Annotated in this window: 21 protein-coding genes; 11 read left to right on the forward strand and 10 right to left on the reverse strand. The window is 71.1% G+C overall.

Going from position 1 to position 19,501, the window contains the following annotated elements; translation table 11 throughout:
* Positions 1-198 precede the first annotated feature (198 nt).
* Together phoU and ACIPXB_RS26100 are read left to right on the forward strand one after the other, a co-directional pair.
* Entirely contained in the window at positions 199-876 is a 678-nt protein-coding gene (phoU, locus tag ACIPXB_RS26095; RefSeq protein WP_401453803.1) for a phosphate signaling complex protein PhoU, read from the forward strand.
* A 101-nt stretch (positions 877-977) separates the two neighbouring features.
* Complete coding sequence (locus ACIPXB_RS26100; protein ID WP_401453804.1) at positions 978-1,124, forward strand: hypothetical protein; 147 nt, start codon at positions 978-980, stop codon at positions 1,122-1,124.
* 183 nt (positions 1,125-1,307) lie between these two features.
* Here the strand turns inward: ACIPXB_RS26100 and ACIPXB_RS26105 are convergent, their stop codons facing one another.
* Positions 1,308-2,069 (reverse strand): phosphoglyceromutase, encoded by a 762-nt coding sequence (locus ACIPXB_RS26105; RefSeq protein WP_401453805.1) that lies wholly within the window; start codon positions 2,067-2,069, stop codon positions 1,308-1,310.
* A gap of 175 nt (positions 2,070-2,244) precedes the next feature.
* Here ACIPXB_RS26105 and ACIPXB_RS26110 point away from each other — a divergent pair, with 175 nt between their 5' ends.
* Positions 2,245-3,603: an MDR family MFS transporter gene (locus tag ACIPXB_RS26110; RefSeq protein ID WP_401453806.1), complete on the forward strand. Its 1,359-nt coding sequence runs from the start codon at positions 2,245-2,247 to the stop codon at positions 3,601-3,603.
* Between the two features lie 47 nt (positions 3,604-3,650).
* Here the strand turns inward: ACIPXB_RS26110 and ACIPXB_RS26115 are convergent, their stop codons facing one another.
* The gene (locus ACIPXB_RS26115) at positions 3,651-4,157 is read right to left on the reverse strand and encodes a YbjN domain-containing protein (RefSeq protein ID WP_401453807.1); all 507 of its coding nucleotides are present in this window, start codon (positions 4,155-4,157) and stop codon (positions 3,651-3,653) included.
* Positions 4,150-5,523: a D-inositol-3-phosphate glycosyltransferase gene (gene mshA, locus ACIPXB_RS26120; protein ID WP_401453808.1), complete on the reverse strand. Its 1,374-nt coding sequence runs from the start codon at positions 5,521-5,523 to the stop codon at positions 4,150-4,152. Before mshA ends, ACIPXB_RS26115 begins: the two co-directional genes overlap by 8 nt.
* Positions 5,524-5,805: 282 nt before the next feature.
* Here mshA and ACIPXB_RS26125 point away from each other — a divergent pair, with 282 nt between their 5' ends.
* The 3 genes from ACIPXB_RS26125 (at position 5,806) to ACIPXB_RS26135 (ending at position 9,636) form a co-directional block, all read left to right on the forward strand.
* Positions 5,806-6,612, forward strand: a complete 807-nt coding sequence (locus ACIPXB_RS26125) for a class I SAM-dependent methyltransferase (protein ID WP_401453809.1) — start codon at positions 5,806-5,808, stop codon at positions 6,610-6,612.
* 173 nt (positions 6,613-6,785) lie between these two features.
* Complete coding sequence (locus ACIPXB_RS26130) at positions 6,786-7,943, forward strand: NlpC/P60 family protein (RefSeq protein ID WP_401453810.1); 1,158 nt, start codon at positions 6,786-6,788, stop codon at positions 7,941-7,943.
* 367 nt (positions 7,944-8,310) lie between these two features.
* Complete coding sequence (locus ACIPXB_RS26135) at positions 8,311-9,636, forward strand: PP2C family protein-serine/threonine phosphatase (RefSeq protein ID WP_401453811.1); 1,326 nt, start codon at positions 8,311-8,313, stop codon at positions 9,634-9,636.
* 9 nt (positions 9,637-9,645) lie between these two features.
* Here the strand turns inward: ACIPXB_RS26135 and ACIPXB_RS26140 are convergent, their stop codons facing one another.
* The 3 genes from ACIPXB_RS26140 to ACIPXB_RS26150 all read right to left on the reverse strand — a co-directional run bounded on the left by ACIPXB_RS26140 (position 9,646) and on the right by ACIPXB_RS26150 (position 11,194).
* Complete coding sequence (locus ACIPXB_RS26140) at positions 9,646-9,999, reverse strand: DUF2516 family protein (protein WP_401453812.1); 354 nt, start codon at positions 9,997-9,999, stop codon at positions 9,646-9,648.
* A 201-nt stretch (positions 10,000-10,200) separates the two neighbouring features.
* Positions 10,201-10,773, reverse strand: a complete 573-nt coding sequence (locus ACIPXB_RS26145; protein WP_401453813.1) for a hypothetical protein — start codon at positions 10,771-10,773, stop codon at positions 10,201-10,203.
* 25 nt (positions 10,774-10,798) lie between these two features.
* The gene (locus ACIPXB_RS26150) at positions 10,799-11,194 is read right to left on the reverse strand and encodes a helix-turn-helix domain-containing protein (RefSeq protein WP_401453814.1); all 396 of its coding nucleotides are present in this window, start codon (positions 11,192-11,194) and stop codon (positions 10,799-10,801) included.
* A gap of 246 nt (positions 11,195-11,440) precedes the next feature.
* On the opposite strand from ACIPXB_RS26150, the gene ACIPXB_RS26155 reads away from it, so the two are divergent.
* From ACIPXB_RS26155 to ACIPXB_RS26170, 4 genes are read left to right on the forward strand one after another with little or no spacing between them, the layout of a single operon-like run.
* Positions 11,441-12,244, forward strand: a complete 804-nt coding sequence (locus tag ACIPXB_RS26155) for a TnsA-like heteromeric transposase endonuclease subunit (protein ID WP_401453815.1) — start codon at positions 11,441-11,443, stop codon at positions 12,242-12,244.
* Positions 12,210-14,303 (forward strand): Mu transposase C-terminal domain-containing protein, encoded by a 2,094-nt coding sequence (locus tag ACIPXB_RS26160; protein WP_401453816.1) that lies wholly within the window; start codon positions 12,210-12,212, stop codon positions 14,301-14,303. The genes ACIPXB_RS26155 and ACIPXB_RS26160 overlap by 35 nt, the downstream gene beginning before the upstream one ends.
* Positions 14,294-15,340, forward strand: coding sequence for a TniB family NTP-binding protein (locus ACIPXB_RS26165; protein ID WP_401453817.1), 1,047 nt, complete (start codon positions 14,294-14,296; stop codon positions 15,338-15,340). The genes ACIPXB_RS26160 and ACIPXB_RS26165 overlap by 10 nt, the downstream gene beginning before the upstream one ends.
* Positions 15,337-16,299, forward strand: a complete 963-nt coding sequence (locus ACIPXB_RS26170) for a hypothetical protein (RefSeq protein ID WP_401453818.1) — start codon at positions 15,337-15,339, stop codon at positions 16,297-16,299. The genes ACIPXB_RS26165 and ACIPXB_RS26170 overlap by 4 nt, the downstream gene beginning before the upstream one ends.
* Here the strand turns inward: ACIPXB_RS26170 and ACIPXB_RS26175 are convergent.
* Positions 16,279-17,022, reverse strand: a complete 744-nt coding sequence (locus tag ACIPXB_RS26175; RefSeq protein WP_401453819.1) for a hypothetical protein — start codon at positions 17,020-17,022, stop codon at positions 16,279-16,281. The genes ACIPXB_RS26170 and ACIPXB_RS26175 overlap by 21 nt on opposite strands.
* 83 nt (positions 17,023-17,105) lie before the next feature.
* Between ACIPXB_RS26175 and ACIPXB_RS26180 the strand changes: the two genes are divergently transcribed.
* Complete coding sequence (locus ACIPXB_RS26180) at positions 17,106-17,732, forward strand: TetR/AcrR family transcriptional regulator (RefSeq protein ID WP_401453820.1); 627 nt, start codon at positions 17,106-17,108, stop codon at positions 17,730-17,732.
* 170 nt (positions 17,733-17,902) lie between these two features.
* On the opposite strand, the gene ACIPXB_RS26185 is transcribed toward ACIPXB_RS26180, so the two are convergent.
* From ACIPXB_RS26185 to ACIPXB_RS26195, 3 genes are read right to left on the reverse strand one after another with little or no spacing between them, the layout of a single operon-like run.
* Entirely contained in the window at positions 17,903-18,319 is a 417-nt protein-coding gene (locus ACIPXB_RS26185; protein ID WP_401453821.1) for a VOC family protein, read from the reverse strand.
* Between the two features lie 10 nt (positions 18,320-18,329).
* Positions 18,330-18,812, reverse strand: coding sequence for a helix-turn-helix domain-containing protein (locus ACIPXB_RS26190; protein ID WP_401453822.1), 483 nt, complete (start codon positions 18,810-18,812; stop codon positions 18,330-18,332).
* Between the two features lie 38 nt (positions 18,813-18,850).
* Positions 18,851-19,474: an RraA family protein gene (locus ACIPXB_RS26195; protein ID WP_401453823.1), complete on the reverse strand. Its 624-nt coding sequence runs from the start codon at positions 19,472-19,474 to the stop codon at positions 18,851-18,853.
* Positions 19,475-19,501: the final 27 nt, after the last annotated feature.

The raw sequence follows: 19,501 nt of genomic DNA on the forward strand, positions 1-19,501 counted from the left end.
CATCCAGGTTAAGCAGGCACGACGACAGTTCCACAGCCGTTCGGGTGGCGTCTCGAACAGTCGTCGCCCAGAGTTCACCGTGGCGACGGAGTTGATTCATTTGTGATGCCGGAGTCGGACGCGTTTCCGGGTGAACGTGTCAACGTGGGGCAACCGGCCCCGGCCCCCGGGCGAGAAGGCAAGAGAGGGACAGCCACCATGCGGGACGCTTACCACGAGGAACTGGACTCGATCGGGGAAGGCCTGGTCGAAATGGCACGGCTGGTCGGTTCCGCGATCGGGCGGGCGACGACGGCCATGCTCGACGCCGACCTGAAGCTCGCCGAGAGCGTGATCGCGGCGGACCAGAAGGTCGACGACCTGCAGCACGACCTGGAGGCGCGGGCCATCGCGCTGCTCGCCCGGCAGCAGCCGGTCGCGACCGACCTGCGCATCGTGGTGACCTCGCTGCGCATGAGCGCCGACCTGGAGCGCTCCGGCGACCTGGCGCAGCACGTGGCGAAGCTGGCGCGGCTGCGCTTCCCGGACACCGCGGTGCCGCGGGACCTGCACGCGACGATCCTGGAGATGGGCCAGCTCGCGCAGCGCCTGATGGCGAAGGCGGCCGAGGTCATCATCACCAAGGACGTCGACCTGGCGCTCCAGCTGGAGACGGACGACGACGAGATGGACCAGCTGCACCGCACGCTGTTCCAGCACCTGATGGACGACCGCTGGAAGCACGGCATCGAGACGGCCGTGGACGTCACGCTGCTGGGCCGCTACTACGAGCGTTTCGCCGACCACGCGGTGTCGGTGGCCAAGCGCGTCGTCTACCTGGTGACGGGCGAGCACGCGGACGAGCTGCAGCCGCCGATCACGGTCGAGGGCGTCTGAGGGGTGCGAGCCCCAATGCGCCGTTGACGCGCCGGTGCGGCTGGGCATGAATGAGGCGAAAGGCAGTACGACCCGACCCCGTACGCCTGCGAGGAGGAACCATGCCCGATTCCCCCGTCCCCATCACCCCGGAGCATGACCAGCAGGACGCAACCGAACCCGTGCGCCTGCCACTGCTGGCGGCGTGCGGCTGCGGCTCGGGCTGCGGCTGCGGCTGCCAGTCCGGCGCCCCGTGCCAGTGCGGCTGACCCGGCCCACCCCCCACCGACGCCCCCGCCCGCGAAACGATCCGCGGCCGGGGGCGTCGGTGTGACCTGCGGCCGCCAGCCGGCTACGGCTCCCCGGCGGCTTGAGCGGATGTGCACCGCCGCACGCAAACGAATGCCCCCGACCTGCGCCGTGTGCGCAGGTCGGGGGCATGATCGCGGTGCTTACTTCTTCTTGCCCTGGTTCTTGACGGCTTCGATCGCGGCCGCGGCGGCCGCCGGGTCGAGGTAGGTGCCGCCCGGGTTGAGGGGCTTGAAGTCGGCGTCGAGCTCGTAGGAGAGCGGGATGCCGGTGGGGATGTTCAGGCCCGCGATGTCGGCGTCCGAGATGCCGTCCAGGTGCTTGACCAGGGCGCGCAGGCTGTTGCCGTGCGCGGCGACCAGGACCGTGCGGCCCGCGAGGAGGTCCGGGACGATGCCGTCGTACCAGTACGGGAGCATGCGGACGACGACGTCCTTCAGGCACTCCGTCTTCGGGCGCAGCTCCGGCGGGATCGTCGCGTAGCGCGGGTCCTCGGACTGCGAGAACTCGGTGCCGTCCTCGAGGGCCGGCGGCGGGGTGTCGTAGGAGCGGCGCCACAGCATGAACTGCTCCTCGCCGAACTCGGCGAGGGTCTGGGCCTTGTCCTTGCCCTGGAGCGCACCGTAGTGGCGCTCGTTCAGGCGCCAGGAGCGGTGGACCGGGATCCAGTGGCGGTCGGCGGACTCCAGGGCGAGCTGCGCGGTGCGGATGGCGCGCTTCTGGAGGGACGTGTGGACCACGTCGGGCAGCAGGCCGGCGTCCTTGAGCAGCTCACCGCCGCGGACCGCCTCCTTCTCGCCCTTCTCGTTGAGGTTGACGTCCACCCAGCCGGTGAACAGGTTCTTCGCGTTCCACTCGCTCTCGCCGTGGCGGAGGAGGATCAGCTTGTACGGTGCGTCGGCCATGCGTACGAGCCTAATGGACGGGCCGGACCGCTCGCGCGCGGCGCCGGGGCCCGGTGGATTGACGGGCGGCGTCAATTCACTGGCGGGGGTCACGAGGCCGTCTGTAACGTGCGGCCCTGTTGAGCGCCACTTACGCCTGTCACGCCGCCTTTGACGCCGCCGGGGGGATTTCCGTATGTCCGTTGCCTCTGTGAGACGGGCGGCGCGCGAGAGCGTGTCCGGCCTGCCGCCCACCTTCTGGTGGCTGTGGACGAGCACCCTGGTGAACCGCCTCGGGGCCTTCGTCGCCACCTTCATGACGATGTACCTGACCCTGGACCGCGGCTACTCCGCCTTCTTCGCGGGCCTCGTCGTCGCCCTGCACGGCCTGGGCGGGGTCATCTCCTCGCTGGTCGCGGGCGTGATGACGGACCGGCTGGGGCGCCGGCCCACGCTGCTGGCGGCGCAGGCCTCGACCGCGTTCTCGGTGGCCCTGCTCGGCTTCATGGAGCACCCGGCCGCGATCGCGGCGGTGGCCCTGCTGGTCGGCATGACCTCCAACGCCTCGCGCCCGGCGGTGCAGGCGATGATGGCCGACATCGTCCGGCCCGAGGACCGGGTGCGGGCGTTCGCGCTGAACTACTGGGCGATCAACCTCGGCTTCGCGATCAGCTCGACGGCCGCCGGGTTCGTGGCCGAGTACAGCTACCTCGCAGGCTTCCTCGGCGAGGCGGCGCTGACGCTGGTCTGCGCGGTCCTGGTGTACGTCAAGCTGCCCGAGTCCCGTCCGGAGCGCGCGGGGACGGGAGCGGGGGACGGAGCGGCGAAGGAACGTTCCGGCGGGGGTGCGGGCGACGCGGACGAGGTCCGGCTCGGCGGCGTCCTGCGCGACCGGCGGTTCATGGGCATCGTCGGCCTGTCGTTCCTGATCTCGCTGATCTTCACGCAGGGCTCGGTCGGCCTGCCCGTGGCCATGGGCCAGGAGGGCTTCTCGCCGGCCGACTACGGTCTGGTCGTCGCCGTCAACGGCATCCTGATCGTCGTCCTCCAGCTCCCGGTCACCCGCCTCATCGAGCACCGTGACCCGCAGAAGCTGCTGGTCGTCTCGTCGGTCCTGGCCGGCTACGGCTTCGCGCTGACCGCCTTCGCGGGCTCGCTGTGGGCGTACGCGCTGACCGTGCTCGTCTGGACGCTGGCGGAGATCGTGAACTCCCCGACCCAGATGGGCCTGGTCGTCCGGATGTCCCCGGTCCACGGACGCGGCCGCTACCAGGGCGTCTACACGATGTCGTGGGCGGTCGCCTCGCTGGTGGCCCCGCTGATGGCGGGCTTCGTGATCGACCGGTACGGGGCGGGGTGGCTGTGGGCGGCCACGGGAGTGCTGGGGACGGTGGCGGGCCTGGGGTACTGGGCGCTGATGCGCGACCTTCCGGCGGAGACGGAACCGGCGGCGGAGGGGGCGGTGGTGGCGGGACCGGCCGGGGGCGCGGGAACGGCCGGGGGCGCGGGACCGGCCACGGGGGCGGAGCCGGAGCCGGCTCGGGTCCAGGGGTAGGGGTAGGGGTAGGGGCCGGCTCCGGGGTCAGGGGCAGGGGCCCCCGGTCAGCGGGACGGCTGGGTCAGGTGGCGGAACGCGTCGAGGTTGTGGGTGGGTTCTCCGCGCGAGACGCGCCAGGCGTACTCGCGGCGGATCGCGCTCGCGAAGCCCAGTTCCAGCAGCGTGTTGAAGCCGCCGTCCGCCGCCTCCAGGACGACGCCGAAGAGACGGTCCAGCTCGTCGGGGGTGACCGCGGACAGCGGGAGCTTGCCCGCCAGGTAGACGTCGCCGAGCTGGTCCACGGCGTACGAGACGCCGTAGAGCTTGAGGTTGCGTTCGAGCAGCCAGCGGTGGACGCCGGCCTCGTTCTCGTCCGGATGCCGGATCACGAACGCGTTGATGGACAGCGAGTGCCGGCCCACCAGCAGCGAGCAGGTCGTCGACAGCTTGCGCGTCCCGGGGAGCTTGACCACGTACGAGCCGGGCTCGGGGGATTCCCACTCCAGCTCGGCGTCGGTCAGGGTGCGCTCGATGATCGCCGAGCGATCGGCGGGGTCAGCCACGTCAGCCATGGTGGGAGCGTACGCGACGGCGGTGATCATGCATCGCCGCTGTGTACACGTCCGCCGTGCCGGCCGCGGCGGTGTCCCAGCCGAAGAACCGCGCGTGCCGCGCCGCCTCCCGTCCCATCCGCTCCGCCAGCCCCGGGTCGTCGGCGAAGGCGCGCAGCCGTGCGGCGTAGTCGGCCGGGTCGTGGCCGGGTACGAGCAGGCCGGTCACCCCGTCGTTGACGGCCACCGGCAGCCCGCCGACCTCGGCGGCGAGCACCGGCGTGCCCGTGGCCTGCGCCTCGATCGCGACGAGCCCGAAGGACTCGTTGTACGACGGCATGACCAGCACGGACGCGGCCCGGAACCAGTCCGCGAGCCGGTCCTGGCCGACCGGCGGGTGGAAGTGCACCAGGTCGGCGATGCCCAGCGTGGCGGCGAGCTTCTGCAGCCCCTCGGGCTTGGCGAGCCCGCTGCCGCTGGGCCCGCCGACGACGGGGACGAAGAGCCGGCGGCGCAGCGAGGGGTCCTGGTCGACGAGGACCGCCACCGCGCGCAGCAGGATGTCGGGGGCCTTCAGCGGCTGGATGCGGCCCGCGAAGAGCGGTATGAGGGCGTCCTGCGGCAGGCCCAGGCGGGCGCGGGCCGCGGCCCGGCCGTCGCCGACGGTGAAGCGGTCGAGGTTGACGCCGGGGTGGACGACGGCGACCTTGCCGGGGTCGGCGTCGTAGTGGCGTACGAGCTCGTCGGCCTCCTCGGCGGTGTTGGCGATCAGCCGGTCGGCCGCGGCCACGATCTGGGTCTCGCCGATGACGCGGGCGGCCGGCTCGGGCGTGTCGCCCGCGGCCAGCGCGGCGTTCTTGACCTTGGCCATGGTGTGCATGGCGTGCACGAGCGGTACGCCCCAGCGCTGGGCGGCGAGCCAGCCGACGTGGCCGGAGAGCCAGTAGTGGGAGTGGACGAGGTCGTAGTAGCCGGGGCGGTGGCCGGCCCACGCCTGCATGACGCCGTGGGTGAAGGCGCACAGCTGGGCGGGCAGCTCCTCCTTGGCCAGGCCCTCGTACGGACCGGCGTCGACGTGCCGTACGAGCACGCCGGGCGCGAGCTCGACGGCGGGCGGGAGGCCGCCGGCCGTGGCACGCGTGAAGATCTCGACCTCGATGTTGATCGCGGCCAGCCGGCGGGCGAGCTCGACGATGTAGACGTTCATGCCGCCCGCGTCGCCCGTACCGGGCTGGTGCAGGGGCGAGGTGTGGACGCTGAGCATGGCCACGCGGCGCGGCTTGCGGTGGTGCCCGACGGCGGGCAGGCGCAGGCGGGGGCCGTCGGTGTGGCGGGCCATGCGGCCGGCGGCGAGCCTGCCTCCGAGCCGGGACACGTACTGACTCAAGGGAGCAGTCCTCTCGGTCGGGGCATCTGGAGCGGCTGGTGGGTACGGAACGGGCACTGACGGGTACCGGCAGTACTGGGTACTGACAGGTACTGGGTACTGACAGGTACTGGGTACTGACTGGTACTGACTGGTACTGACGGGCATCGCTGAAGGAACGCCGGCGGCGCCCTTTCGCCAGGTGCAACCAGCACGGACCCGCCCGGCATTCCGCCCGGACCGGATTGCTCCGCGGTTTGCCGGATTTTTATCGGGGCGGGTCACTCCGCTTACTCTCGGCTCATGGCCCCCCGCACCCCTCCCCCGAGCCGCCCCGTGGGCACGGTGACGCGCGGGACGACCAATCCGAACCGGCTGCGCCGCATGGACCGCTGGATCGCCGTCACGCACGGGCCCGCGCTGCGGCGCGCGGATGCGCCGGTCGCCGTGGACCTGGGGTACGGGGCGGCTCCGTGGACGGCGGTCGAGCTGCTGTCCCGGCTGCGGGTGGCGGCCCCGCGCGTGCGGGTCGTCGGCATCGAGATCGAACCGGCGCGGGTCACGGGCGCCAAGCCGTACGAGCGGGACGGGCTGACCTTCCGGCACGGCGGGTTCGAGGTGCCGCTGGACGGCGGGGAGCGGCCGGCGCTGATCCGGGCGGCGAACGTGCTGCGGCAGTACGACGAGCAGCAGGTCGAGGAGGTCTGGGGGCGGCTGTGCGCACGGCTGGCGCCGGGCGGCCTGCTGGTCGAGGGGACCTGTGACGAGATCGGGCGGCGGCACGTGTGGGTCGCACTGGGGCCCGAGGGGGCGCGCACGGTGACGTTCGCGACCCGGCTGGGCTCCTTGGAGCGCCCGTCGGACCTGGCGGAGAGGTTGCCGAAGGCGCTGATCCACCGGAACGTGCTGGGGGAAGCGGTGCACGCGTTCCTGCGGGACTTCGACCGCGCGTGGGCGGCGGCCGCGCCGTACGCGTCGCTGGGCGCCCGGCAGCGGTGGATCCGTACGGCGCGGTCGCTGGCGGCGGACTGGCCGCTGACGGACGGTCCGCGGCGGTGGCGGCAGGGGGAACTGACGGTGCGATGGGACGCGCTGCGTCCGAACGGGTGAGCGTGGCCGGTGGGGGAACCGGGAGCGGATGCGGCCCGTTGAGCCGCGTGGGGGAGCGGGACATGATCCGGAATGACATCCACACGTCTGTTGGATTTCGCCGAGTCGTGCCACCATCCCCGGGGTGATGGAAGCTACTGACGGATAGTCAGATCTGCTGGGGGGTCCGGACCATGAACCGACGGCTGCGGCTGCACGGCGCATCGGCGCTCACACTGCTCTGCGCCATGGCCATAGTGGCGGTCACCGGCGTCACGGGGATCTCGGGGACGGCCTACGCCGCACCCACTCCCCCGCCGGCGCCCGGCCGTACGACGCCGGGCGGCACGTCACCGGGTGCCACGTCGCCGGGCGGCACCCCTTCCACGACGCCCGCCGGGCCCGGGGCGCGCGGGGGCAAGTCGCTGGAGCAGGTCCGCAAGGAGATAGAGGAGCTCTACCGCCAGGCCGGCACCGCCACGGACGCGTACAACCTCGCCGAGAGCGAGGCCAAGGCGCAGTCCGAGAAGATCGTCGAGATCGCGAAGAAGGTGCAGGAGGGGCAGGAGCGGATCGCCACGCTGAAGAACAAGGCGGGGGCGGCCGCGCGCGCCCAGTACCGCTCGGGCGGCATGCCGCCGAGCGCGCAGCTGGCGCTGAGCAGCAATCCGAGCCAGTTCCTCATCGGCGCCGACCTGTTGCGCCAGGGCCAGAAGGCCACGGCGGACACGGTCACCGAACTGACGCGGACGCAGAAGGACTTGCAGCAGTACGCCATCGACGCGAGCATGCGCTGGCAGACGCTGGAGGCCAACCGGGTCAAGGCGGAAGAGGCGAAGAAGCAGGTCGAGACCAAGATCAAGGCGGCGGAGGAGCTGGAGAGCAAGCTGGAGGCCGAGGAGAAGGCCCGGCTGCTCCAGCTCGAGCAGGAAGCGCAGTACAAGGCGCAGACGGCCTGGCTGTCCACGGGCGTGCTGAAGGAGATCAACGGCACGGCCACGGACGCCGGGAAGAAGGCCGTGCAGTTCGCCACCGCCCAGATAGGCAAGCCGTACGCGTGGGGTGCGCAGGGGCCGGGGTCCTTCGACTGCTCGGGGCTGACCTCGCAGGCGTGGCGGGCGGCGGGCAAGGGCATCCCGCGGACCTCGCAGGAGCAGCTGCGGCTGCTGCCGAAGGTCGCGGTCAAGGACATGCGGCCCGGCGACCTGATCATCTACTTCGACGACGCGAGCCATGTCGCCCTGTACGTCGGCGACGGCGCGATGGTCCACGCCCCCCGCCCCGGCCGCAACATCACGATGGCGGGCGCGGGCTCGATGCCCATCAAGGCCATCGTCCGCCCGGAGGCGTAGCGGGCCGGGCGAAAGCCTCCCGCCGAGAAGCCGGCCCGAGAAGCCGGCCCGAGCAGCCGGGCCCGAGCAGCCGGGGCCGGGAAGCCGGGGTCGGGAAGCCGGGGTCGGGACCGCGTGCGGCGCTCGCCACGGAGCCGGGGGCACGGAAGGGAGTCGCGGGAGTGCGGAGGGTGCGGGGAGTCCGTGGGTGGCGTGGGCCTGTGACGTTGCCGGACCGTGATGTACGTCATCGCGCGACCTGGGACTTCGCGGCGGATAACGGCATATGCCGGGGGCCGGGGCCGGCCATGGCATTCCGCTGGCCCGTCCGCTCCCGCTAGGGTCTGCCACGAGCGCAGCCTCGGGGGGAGGGAAGGAACCGGAAACGATGCCCGTACCCGTACCGCGGCAGAGGGACACCCCGGCCGTGGAGAGCGGTCAGGCCGTTCTGTCCGCCTCGCATACCGCAGCCGCACCGCAGGCCCTGACCCTGCTGGTGATCGAGGACGACCCCGCCGGCGGTCTCACCGTCCCGGAGATCCTCGACGCCGACGGTCACCGCATCCGGCTGCGGAACGCCCGCAACCTCACCGAGGCGACGCGTCTCCTCACGCCGGACGTCCACTGCATCCTGCTCGACCTGGCGCTGCCGGGCGGCCCCGGCACCCGTACGGCGGGCGCCGACACCGCGGTCGACGAGCTGGCCACCCTCCGCGAGGTGCTCCGTATCGCGCCGCGCCACGCCGTGCTCGTCCTGACGGCCGAGGCCGACGCCGAGCGGGCCGCCGAGGCGGTACGGGTCGGCGCGCAGGACTTCCTCTTCCGCGACGAGCTGGACGAGCGGCTGCTGAGCCGCGCCATCCGCTACGCCGTCGAGCGCAAGCGGGCCGACATCGCGCAGTACAAGCTCGCGGAATCGAAACTCCGGGCCCAGGAGAACGCCCGCCTGGAGCGCGGCCTGCTCCCCAACCCCCTCCTGGAGGGCTCCGACCTCCGCTTCGCCGCCCGCTACCACGCCGGCCGCAGCCGGGCCCTGCTCGGCGGGGACTTCTACGACACCGTCCGCACCCCGGACGGCACGGTCCACGCGATGATCGGCGACGTCTGCGGCCACGGCCCGGACGAGGCGGCCCTCGGCGTGGAGCTGCGGATCGCCTGGCGGGCGCTGACGCTGGCGGGCCTGTGCGGCGACGCGCTGCTGTCCACGCTCCAGCAGGTGCTGGAGGCCGAGCGCCCCTGCGAGGAGATCTTCGCGACGGTCTGCACGGTCGACATCTCCCCGGACGGCCGCCGGGCCGGCCTGTGCCTGGCCGGCCACCCGGCCCCGCTGATAGCCCGGCCGGGGCGCCCGGCGCGGCTGCTGCCGTACGAGAACAGCGGCCCGGCCCTCGGGCTGCTCCCCCACGCCCGCTGGCCGCGCCGCCAGGTGGAGCTGGGCGGCACATGGAGCCTGATGCTGTACACCGACGGCCTGATCGAGGGCCGGATCGGGGAGGGCCGCGAGCGGCTGGGCCAGGACGGCATGGTCGAGATGATCAACCGGCACCTGACCCGTGGCCTGCGCGGGGAGGGCCTGCTGGAGGCGGCCGTCACCGAGGCCCGCCGCCTCAACGGCGGCGAGCTGACCGACGACGTGGCCGTCGTCCTCCTCGACCGCGCGTCGGGCTCCGTCCGGGCACCGGGTCCGGAGCAGGGCGTGTCCGTGGGACAGTGACGACCGGGCCTAACGGTTGCCGTTGTACGGGCCGTAGGGCCCGTCGCTGCTGCTGCCGCCCCGGCGCCGGCCGCCGCCCGACACCTGCTTCAGGGCGGGCCGCACGTCCACCATGAAGATGATCGTCGCGATCAGACCGGCGATCTGGAGGAACAGCATCCCCCTGAGGTAGCCCCAGAAGACCAGGAAGTCGAAGAGGACCGTGAGGCCGAGGACGACGCCCCAGAACGTCTTGGACTGCTTGTCGGCCGCGCGGTAGGCGTCACTGCGCGCGCCCACCGCGATGACGCAGGCGACGACGGCGAACAGCAGCATGCCGATGTCGAACAGCACAAAGAGGGAATCGAACCTCTCCATCAACATGTCGTCTACCGCCTCTGACGCGTCAGCGCTTCGTTGCTCGGGTGCTTCGGTGCTTCGGTGCCGCGGTGCTGCTCGCGGAGCGCAAACGCTCCCGTGCCCCCACGCTACCCATAGAACGGGCCGGACACCCCGAAGGTGCCCGGCCCGGCCGTCCGGTGGCGCGCGCCGCGCGGCCGCCCGGCTCCCCGCTCGGCTTCCCGCTCAGCTCTCGTCGCCCGCCGCCGCGGCGGCGGCCGGCTTCTTGGCCGTGCTCCTGCGCGCGGCGGGCTTCTTGGCGGCCGGCTTGTCGTCCTCGGCCGCCGCGGGCTCCTCGGCCGACGCCTCCGCCTCCGGCTTCGGGTCCGGCTCCACGGCCCCGGCGATCTCGACAATCTCCTCGGAGACCTCGCCGCGCCAGGCGCGCACGGCCTGCTCACCGTGCTCGGCGACCTTGTCGTACGTCTCCTTGGCGCGCACCGCGTACTCGGCGGCGACGCCGACCCCGCGCAGCGCGAGGTCCTGCGCGGTCTCGCCGAGCTTCTTCGGGTCGAACGCGCCCAGCACCTCGGCGACCTTGGCGGTCACCACGTCCTGGGCCTGCTTGGCCTTCTCCTGCACGACCTTGGGGTCGGTGTTGCGCACGGCCTCGATGCGCGCCGGCGCCTCGGCCCGCAGCTGCTCGATCAGGGCCGGCACCTTCTTGGCCTGCTGCACGGCGAGGTCCGCGGTGCCGGCGGCGAAGTAGAGGGGGGTGGGGTCGGCGAGGGTCTTCTTCAGGTCATCGGCGATGGCCATGCTGCTGGTCCTCCCGGATCACAGTTCAGTTCGTGGACGGCATCTCGTCGCTCTCCGCACCGTCGCCATCGGCGTCGAGGGCGTTCTCCTTGCGGAAGGACTCGTAGATCTGGAGCAGCACCTGCTTCTGCCGCTCGTTTATCGACGGGTCGGCCAGGATGGCGGCACGCGTCTCCACCTCGTCCCGGTCCCGCTCGTCCAGGATCCCGGCCTGCACGTACAGCGTCTCCGCGGAGATCCGCAGCGCTTTCGCGAGCTGCTGGAGGATGTCCGCGCTCGGCTTGCGCAGCCCGCGCTCGATCTGGCTCAGGTACGGATTCGACACCCCCGCGGCGTCGGCGAGCTGCCGCAGCGAGAGCTGGGCCTGCCTCCGCTGCTCGCGCAGGTACGCGCCGAGATTTCCGACGTTGAGCGATGCCATGCCCCGATCCTGCCGCACGTTGCTAACTATTGCAAGCACCTGCTTGCAATAGTGTTCCTCGGCGGGACACGGGCACTCGGCCCCTGGTCAGCCCTTGCGCGGCTGGTGACCCGTCTCACTGAAGGCGGGCCATTCTCGGTCTATCTGAGCCATCGGGCTGGGTGTCTCAGTCAACCTTGGCCATCTGCTGTTCTGTCTCGCTCTTTCTGAGCCACCGCCACGCCCGGCTGTCTACGGTTGTCGTACATGGTCAGCGCCGGGTGGGGGTGGCTGGTGGAGGCTGAGGACTTCTGGCTGGAGTACGTCGACGCTCACGGTGACCTGCACGAGGGGCCGCTTGAGGTGATGTGGCCGACGCGTTTCGAGGCGGCCGGGCAGGTGCGGACGTTCCCGTCGTACCGGGGTCAGCGCAATTTTCCCGGCTGGTACTGGGCTGCTACGGGTGCCGAGTTGGTGGGTTACGAGTCGTGGGTGGAGCTCGGTCAGCTGATGCGGCTGGACTGTGATCCGGGTGTGGTGGCGATGGCATCGCAGCCGTTCCGGCTCTCGTGGCGGTCCGGCTGCCGGGCTCGGCGGATCAGCCATACGCCGGACTACTTCGTACGCTGTCGGGACGGCACCGGTGTGGTGCTGGACGTGCGTCCCGACGACCGGATCGAGCCCGAGGACGCGGTGAAGTTCGAGGTCACGGCCGCGGCCTGTGCGCGGGTGGGCTGGGGTTTTGAGCGGGTGGGTGTGCTCGATCCGGTGCTGGCGGCGAATCTGCGCTGGTTGTCGGGCTACCGGCATCCGCGGGTGCGGCGGGAGCCGGTAGCGGCGGAGTTGCGGGCGGCTTTCGCCCGGCCCCGGGGTCTGTTGGCGGGGGCCTGCGCGGTGGGTGATCCGATCGCTGTGCTCCCTGTGCTGTTCCATCTGCTCTGGTGCCGGGAACTGGCGGTGGATCTGGAGGCCGGTCTGTTGTCAGCGGCCACGCAGGTGCTCCCGGTGCCCGTGGCCGCGGAGGAGGTGGGTGGGGGTGCCGACGCGTCCGCGGCTGCTGTCGCTGGGTGACAGGGTCCGCTTCGACGGGCGGGAGCACACGGTTGCCGCCCTGCACGGCACGTCGGTGCGGCTGGTCGATGATGCCCAGGCCGCCAGCGTCGTGCTGCTGGGGCACCTGCTGGCGTCGGAGGGTTTCGCGGTTCTCAGCACCGCGCTGAGCCGCCCGCCGCTGCCGGAGGCCGGGGTGCTGGAGGGTCTGCCGCAGGAAGCGGCACAACGGGCTGAGTGGTGGAGGCGGCACCTGACGGAGCTGCTCACCGGCCGCCCGGACGGCGATACCAATGTCCCGGTGCGGGCCGAGTACGACCCGACGGTGCACTCTCTGCGGCAGCGGGAGCTGACCAAGGTGGCCGAACTGCGGGGCTGCGGTGAGGAGGTGGGGCTGAGCACGCTGCGCCGGATGCGGTCCCGCTTCGAGAGCGAAGGGGTGGCGGGCCTGGTGGACGGCAGGCTGCGCAAGCCCGCCACCGGCACGGGCCGGGCCGATCCCCGGGTGGTCGAAGCGATCACGAAGGTCGCGGGCAGCCGGACCGACGAGCCGACCGTCTCCGCGCAGGTGCTGCGCCGCCGCGTCGAACGTCTCCTGGTCGCCGAGCATGGTGCCGGAGTGGTCCGGATGCCGTCCAGGGCGACGTTCTACCGTCTGCTGGAGGCGGTCTCGACCGGGCAGCATCTCTTCGGTTCGGCTCGCACCCGCCGCTCGCTGGGCAAGCAGCCGAAGCGGATGTTCGGGCAGCTGACGGCGGCCCGGCCCGGCGAGGTGATGGAGATCGACTCCACGCCGCTGGACGTCATGGTCATCCACGATGACGGGACGGTGGACCGCTGCGAGCTGACCGGGCTGATCGATCTGGCCACCCGGACGCTGGCCGCGGTGGTGCTGCGGCCGTCGACGAAAGCCGTCGATGCCGCGCTGCTGCTGGCACGCGCCATGACACCGGAACCGGTGCGGCCCGGCTGGTCCGACGCTCTGCGCATGTCGCGCTCCGTGCTCCCCTATGCCTCCTTGCTGTCGCTGGACGAGCGGCTGGACAAGGCCGCCGCGGTCCCGGTGATCGTTCCGGAGACGGTGGTCAGCGACCACGGCAAGGCGTTCATCTCGGACAACTTCCGCAATGCATGCCGCCACTTGGGGATCTCGTTCCAGCCCGCGCACCCGGATACGCCGACCGACAGGCCGCACATCGAGCGGACCTTGGGCTCGGTGTCGACGATGTTCGCCCAGTACGTGGCCGGCTACACGGGACGCAGTGCCGAGATGCGGGGCAAGGACCCGGCCGCGCAGGCGGCCTGGTCCATCCACGAACTCCAGGAACTCCTCCAGGAGTGGATCGTCGTCTGGCAGGCGAGGCCGCACGACGGGCTGCGCGAGCCCTTGATGCCGGACCGGCCGTTGAGCCCGAACGAGAAGTACGCCGCGCTGGTGTCAGCAGCCGGATACGTCCCCGTCGCGCTCAGCCCGGAGGAATACATCCAGCTCATGCCCCGTGAATGGCGGGTCATCGGCCGCAGCGGGGTGCGGATCAACAACCGTACTTACGACGCCCCCGGACTCACACCTTTCCGGCGCCAGTCCTCAGGGGCGGGCCCGGACGGCAAGCTCTGGGAGGTCCACTACGACCCCTACGACATCTCCTGTGTCTGGGTACGCAACCATCACGGCACGGGCTGGATCACCGCGACCTGGCGCCACCTGCGCACGTCTCCTGTCCCGATGGGCGAGCTGGTCTTCGACCGGGCCCACCAGATCCTGACCGAACGCGGGCAGCGCAAGCCCGACGAGGAAACCGTCGCACAGATGGCGGCAGAGCTGCTGGACCGGGCCTCGGACGGGCCCGATCACGAGCCTGGCCGCCGGGCGGCGGAGGGGGACCGGCCGGCCCGGCGACGCAACCGCAAGGTCGCCGCCCGCACCCGGGCCACCAGCGAGCCCGCCTGGCCGAGGCCAGCACCCGCGCCAGAGCCGGAACCGGCGGATGACGAGGACGCCGACGAACTCACCGAACTCGCCGATGTCGTCCCACTGGAGATCTTCGACGCACGCAAGGAGGCAGAGAAGTGGTGGTGAACGCTGCGGAGCCGGGCGGGGATGAGGCCGGTCTGCCCGATGACCGGACCGATCCCTCCACCCGGCTGGAGGGCTGGCGACGGTTCGTGGAGGCTGATCCAGCGGTCTTCGAACGGCTGCCCGATCAGCAGTGGCAGGCCCTGTCCCCGCAGCTGCGGGAGACCTACAACGAGGCACGCATCGCCTACCACTCCGAACTCCAGGTCGTGCGCACGTCCACGGTCAAGGAGATCGCCCATCAGGGACGGCTGCTGACCCTGCTCAACCAGCGTGAGCACGGCGCCCGCCGCGGGATGATCGTCTCCGGTCAGTGGACGACCGGGAAGACCACCGCGCTCAAGCAACTCGGCCGCACCCACGAACTCCGTATCCGGCAGCGCTACCCGGGCAGCGACCGCATCCCGGTCGTCTACATCACCGCCCCGCCCAAAGGCTCCCCGCGCAAACTCGCCCTGGAGTTCGCCCGGTTCATCGGCCTGCCCGTGATCAACCCTCGGCACAACACCATCGACGTCACCAGCGCCGTCTGCCAGGTACTCATCGAGGCCCGCACCGACCTGGTCCTGGTCGACGAGATCCACCTGCTCAACCACGCGACCACCGCCGGCGAAGATCTCTCCGACCATCTCAAGTACTTCACCGAACACCTGCCCGCGACGTTCGTCTATGCCGGAATCAACGTCGAGAACTCCGGCCTGTTCACCGGAATCCGCGGCAAGCAGCTCGGGGGCCGCTGCATCCTCGTCCGCACCGGCGCCTTCCCGCCCAACGCCGAGTGGCAGGCGCTGGTCGCCTCCCTGGAAACGACCCTCCGCCTGCACCGGCACCAGACCGGCACCCTGGTCAAGCTCGCGAAATACCTGCACCAGCGCACCGGCGGCATGATCGGAAGCCTGTCCCACCTGATCCGGGCCGCAGCCGTCTCCGCCATCCTCGACGGCAGCGAACGCATCACCAAAACCGGCCTGCGTGACATCCGGATCGACCACAACAGCGAATCCGACTCCCCGCCCGAACCGCGCAGGGCAACCGGATGAGTGCACGGTTCGAACCCATCGTCTTCCGACCGCTGCCGCGTCCTCTGAAACCCTTCCCGCAGGAGACCGAGGCATCATTCCTCAACCGGCTCGCGGCGGCGAACGCGATGCCTGTCCGGCGCCTTCAGCAGCCCTCCCTCTGGCTGACCTCCCGCCTGGACCCGACAGACCAGCTCAGCGTCCTCAGCGGGCAGCCCCGCACCAGCATCCAGCACGCGATCCCCCGCTGGGAGAAACAGGCGTGGAACCTCCCGCAGGGCCCTTTCGCGGCGACCATCCGGTGGGCCTGCCGCCGCTGCGTCGCCCGGAGGACCGGCAACCCGGACCAAGGCGTCATGGTCTGGATGTCGAAACACCACGACCAGGTCTGCGTCCCCCACCGCCTCTGGATCGGCCGGGCCGTCGAGTCCCCCGCCACCCAGTTCGACCTCGCCGACCTCCCCGAGATCGTCGCCGCCCAACAGCGCCACTACCGACTCCTTCGCCGCCACGGCCCACACGTGCTCAACCCGTGCTACGCGCAGTGCTCGCTGTTCTGGCACGTCCTCATGCAGCACGGCTACCGGATCAGCGACCGCTCCCGCCGCCTCGTCCGGCTCCAACCCCGCCCTGCCCGCAGCGTCCGGCCCTGGGACCCCAAACGCTATGCCGCGGTCTATCCGGAGATCGTCACGACCATGGCCCTCTACGCCTCTCCGCACTGGCGCCGTCTGGCCACGTCCACCAACGAGGAAGATTTCCAGGCCTTCCACGCGGAGTTCACACGGCAGCTCCCCAACGAGAGCCCTCTGCGCACAACGGCCAAGCCATGGTTCATCCAGCAGCTCCGTACCATCGCGCACACCATCCAGGAGGCCGCAGGACAGTCCGCCAGCGGCAACACGGCTGCGGCGCGCACCGTCGCACACACAAAGCGGGTCGGCCTCGATGCCCCGCGTTCACTCCACAGCCGGACCTGACGGTCGGAAGGTCCTCCAGTACTGACGTCGCTTCTCGTCCCTCACGACGATGCCGAGACGGGCCAGTTCGTCACGGAGCTCCCGCACATCGTCGTCGGAGCTCTTCTTGTCCAACGACTCCTGGCGGGCCTTGAGGATGGCGTTCGCCCCCTCCGGGAGGCCGGGAGTATCCGGGACCCAGCGACGGAACTCGTCCCTGTGGGGATCGGCGTCCGCCCACGCATAGCGGTGCTCGCTGAAGGCGTCGGCAATGCGGCCGACGTCCAGGTCGCACGCCTGCCGAGTGAGTTCGCCACCGTCGTGGCCGAGCAGGACGAGTTGCTTGCCGTCCCGGAACACTCTGGCAATGGCGTCGTGCGGGAACTCCTGATCACGTCCCTTACGTGTGAGCACAACGCGATCATCCGACAGGCGAATCACCAACTGTTCGTGCTGGGCAACAAGTCCGAGGGCCAGCCCTGCCACCGAACCCACGGCGGGCAGCACCAGTGCAGGGATCGACGCAACAACCTCGGCAGGCCCCCGCAACGGCGCCGAGGGCAGTGTCACCAGCCAGTCAGCCAGAAGATCTACGAGCCAGCCGACACCCGCCCCCACCAACACGAAGACGACGTAGACGCAAACGGTGCTCCAAGTCGCCTCACGGAGCACGGTGAGTCGGTTGCCCTGTGCCTCCCGCTCGATTCCCTTGGACATGTCCATCATCCCCCTCACTTCCTGCATGGCCGTAATAATAGACCGAGTACTCGGTCTATTATTGACGATCCGAAGACCGGAGAGTCGAGAGCCGACTAGCAGGAGGCCCGATGAGGACAGTCGACCCGGCCAGGCACCAGGCACGGCGCCGGCACATCATCAACATCGCGGCCGAACTCTTCGCCGCCAAAGGCTTCGAACGCACCACCACGGCAGAGATCTGCAAGGCCGCCGGCATGAGCGCGGGCAACCTGTTCCACTACTTCCCGAACAAGCGCGCGATCTTCCATGCTGTCTTCGAGGACGACGAGCACGACGGCGCCACCAAGGCCGGGCGCCTAGCCGCCGCCCGCGCCGCCGACGACCCGTGGACGGCGCTCCTCGAAACCGTGGACCTTCTCGCCTCCCCCTCCACGGAGCCGCTTGTCCCCGCCCTCGTCATGGAAGCGATGGTCCAGGCCTACCGCGACCCCGAACTCGACGCGCTGCTGAGCCGCGATAACGCCGAGGAGCGGTCCACGGTCACCACACTCCTACAAAACGCGGCCGCAGCAGGCCAAATCGACACCGCCCTGGACCCGAACGACACTGCAGCATGGATCATGGCTCTCATCGCTGCCCTCTACACCAGCGCCGCCACCGACCCATCGTTCAGCCCGGCCGATCAGCTACCCACCCTGCGCCTGATTCTCCGACGGTTCCTGCGGCCCGACGCCGTCTCGCAATCGGAGCAATGAGCAGGCACTCCCAAAGGCCTGATACAGCGGCAAGCGCACAGGGCGTTCTCGGCAGCACAGGACGCTCAAGCACCAGATTCACTGAGACGCTGGCCCCGCGCCCGTCTCACTCAACCTGGACCACCACTGGTCACAGCCTCAGCGTGGTCCACCTTCACTGAGACTGGTCATCAGCCCTTGCGCGGCTGGTTGAAGCGGAGCATGTTGCCGGCCGGGGCGCGGAAGGCGCAGTCGCGGACGCCGTACGGCATGTCCGTCGGTTCCTGGAGCACCTCGCCGCCCGCCGCGCGGACGCGCTCGAAGGTGGCGTCCACGTCATCGGTGGAGAAGATCACGCCGCGCAGCAGGCCCTTGGCCAGCAGTTCGGTCATGGCCCGCCGGTCGGCCGGCGAGGCGTTCGGGTCCGCGGCCGGCGGTTCCAGGACGATCTCCACGTCCGGCTGGTCGGGCGAGCCGAGGGTCACCCAGCGCATCCCCTCGAACGCCACGTCGTTGCGGACCTCCAGGCCGAGCGCGTCACGGTAGAAGGCGAGCGCCTTGTCGTGGTCGTCGACGGCGATGAAGCACTGGGACAGTTTGATGCTCATGCCGCCGACGCTACGGCCGATCGCCGCCGTCCGCCTCACCGGCACTGGCACCGGCACCGGCACCGGCACCGGCACCTGTCCCCGCCCCGGCCGCCGCCCCCGGCCTGCGCACCGGACGCGTGAAGATCTTGGCAACGCACGCCGGAACGGCCGCGGCCGGTTCGTGCCGGCGGGCCCGGTACGCGCTCGGGGTCTCCCCCACCAGCTCCGTGAAGCGCGAGCTGAACGACCCCAGCGACGTACAGCCCACCGCGAAGCAGACCTCCGTCACGCTCAGGTCCCCGCGCCGCAGCAGCGCCTTGGCCCGCTCGACGCGGCGGGTCATCAGGTAGCTGTACGGGGTCTCCCCGAAGGCGGCCCGGAAGCTGCGGGAGAAGTGGCCGGGCGACATGAGGGCGACGCGCGCCAGGGCCGGGACGTCGAGGGGCTGCGCGTAGTCGCGGTCCATCGTGTCCCGGGCCCGGCGCAGCCGTACGAGGTCCTCCAGCGTCACCACGTCAGCGTACGCCCGCCCCGCGGCCGGGGCGGGGCTCAGTCCTCGAAGCCCTGCTCGGCAAGGATCTTGTCGATGCGGGCGCGGTGCGCGGCCTCCCACGCGTCGAGGGATTCCCCGGCCTCCGCAGCCAGCTTGGCCCGCGCGTCGGCCAGCACCCGTTCCCGGCGGGCGGCCGGTACGACCACCACACCCTCCTCGTCGGCCACGACGACGTCGCCCGCGTGGACCTCCACACCGCCGACCCGCACCGGGACGCCCAGCGGCCCGGCGACCGCCTTCGCCCCCGGGAAGGGGACGACGCCCCTGGCGAACACCGGGAAGCCCATCTCCCGTACCTCGCCGAGGTCCCGGATCACCCCGTCGAGCACGAACGCGGCGATCCCGCGCCGCTGCGCGACGGCGCAGACGTTCCCGCCGGCCAGCGCGTAGTCGAGATCGCCCGACTCCACGACGACGACGGAACCGGGCTCCGCCCGGTGAATGGCCGCGTGCAGCATCAGGTTGTCCCCGGCGGGACACCGCACCGTGAACGCCGGCCCGGCCACCCGCGGCACCGGCCCCCACAGCGGCCGTATCCCGCCGTCCATGACCTGCCCCCGCCCCAGCAGATCGGCCAGCGTGGTCGGCGGCACCCCCTGGAACCCCGCTCCGTCACTCATACGCCTCATGCGACTCCTCCGTCACTC

The sequence above is a fragment of the Streptomyces sp. NPDC090022 genome, from assembly GCF_044748145.1.
Lineage (GTDB): Bacteria > Actinomycetota > Actinomycetes > Streptomycetales > Streptomycetaceae > Streptomyces.

Bases quoted from the DNA above. Each gene is read 5' to 3' on its own strand.
- phoU (WP_401453803.1), top strand. From the start codon at position 199: ATGCGGGACGCTTACCACGAGGAACTGGACTCGATCGGGGAAGGCCTG.
- ACIPXB_RS26100 (WP_401453804.1), top strand. From the start codon at position 978: ATGCCCGATTCCCCCGTCCCCATCACCCCGGAGCATGACCAGCAGGAC.
- ACIPXB_RS26105 (WP_401453805.1), bottom strand. From the start codon at position 2,069: ATGGCCGACGCACCGTACAAGCTGATCCTCCTCCGCCACGGCGAGAGC.
- ACIPXB_RS26110 (WP_401453806.1), top strand. From the start codon at position 2,245: ATGTCCGTTGCCTCTGTGAGACGGGCGGCGCGCGAGAGCGTGTCCGGC.
- ACIPXB_RS26115 (WP_401453807.1), bottom strand. From the start codon at position 4,157: ATGGCTGACGTGGCTGACCCCGCCGATCGCTCGGCGATCATCGAGCGC.
- ACIPXB_RS26125 (WP_401453809.1), top strand. From the start codon at position 5,806: ATGGCCCCCCGCACCCCTCCCCCGAGCCGCCCCGTGGGCACGGTGACG.
- ACIPXB_RS26130 (WP_401453810.1), top strand. From the start codon at position 6,786: ATGAACCGACGGCTGCGGCTGCACGGCGCATCGGCGCTCACACTGCTC.
- ACIPXB_RS26135 (WP_401453811.1), top strand. From the start codon at position 8,311: ATGCCCGTACCCGTACCGCGGCAGAGGGACACCCCGGCCGTGGAGAGC.
- ACIPXB_RS26140 (WP_401453812.1), bottom strand. From the start codon at position 9,999: ATGTTGATGGAGAGGTTCGATTCCCTCTTTGTGCTGTTCGACATCGGC.
- ACIPXB_RS26145 (WP_401453813.1), bottom strand. From the start codon at position 10,773: ATGGCCATCGCCGATGACCTGAAGAAGACCCTCGCCGACCCCACCCCC.
- ACIPXB_RS26150 (WP_401453814.1), bottom strand. From the start codon at position 11,194: ATGGCATCGCTCAACGTCGGAAATCTCGGCGCGTACCTGCGCGAGCAG.
- ACIPXB_RS26155 (WP_401453815.1), top strand. From the start codon at position 11,441: ATGGTCAGCGCCGGGTGGGGGTGGCTGGTGGAGGCTGAGGACTTCTGG.
- ACIPXB_RS26170 (WP_401453818.1), top strand. From the start codon at position 15,337: ATGAGTGCACGGTTCGAACCCATCGTCTTCCGACCGCTGCCGCGTCCT.
- ACIPXB_RS26175 (WP_401453819.1), bottom strand. From the start codon at position 17,022: ATGCAGGAAGTGAGGGGGATGATGGACATGTCCAAGGGAATCGAGCGG.
- ACIPXB_RS26180 (WP_401453820.1), top strand. From the start codon at position 17,106: ATGAGGACAGTCGACCCGGCCAGGCACCAGGCACGGCGCCGGCACATC.
- ACIPXB_RS26185 (WP_401453821.1), bottom strand. From the start codon at position 18,319: ATGAGCATCAAACTGTCCCAGTGCTTCATCGCCGTCGACGACCACGAC.
- ACIPXB_RS26195 (WP_401453823.1), bottom strand. From the start codon at position 19,474: ATGAGTGACGGAGCGGGGTTCCAGGGGGTGCCGCCGACCACGCTGGCC.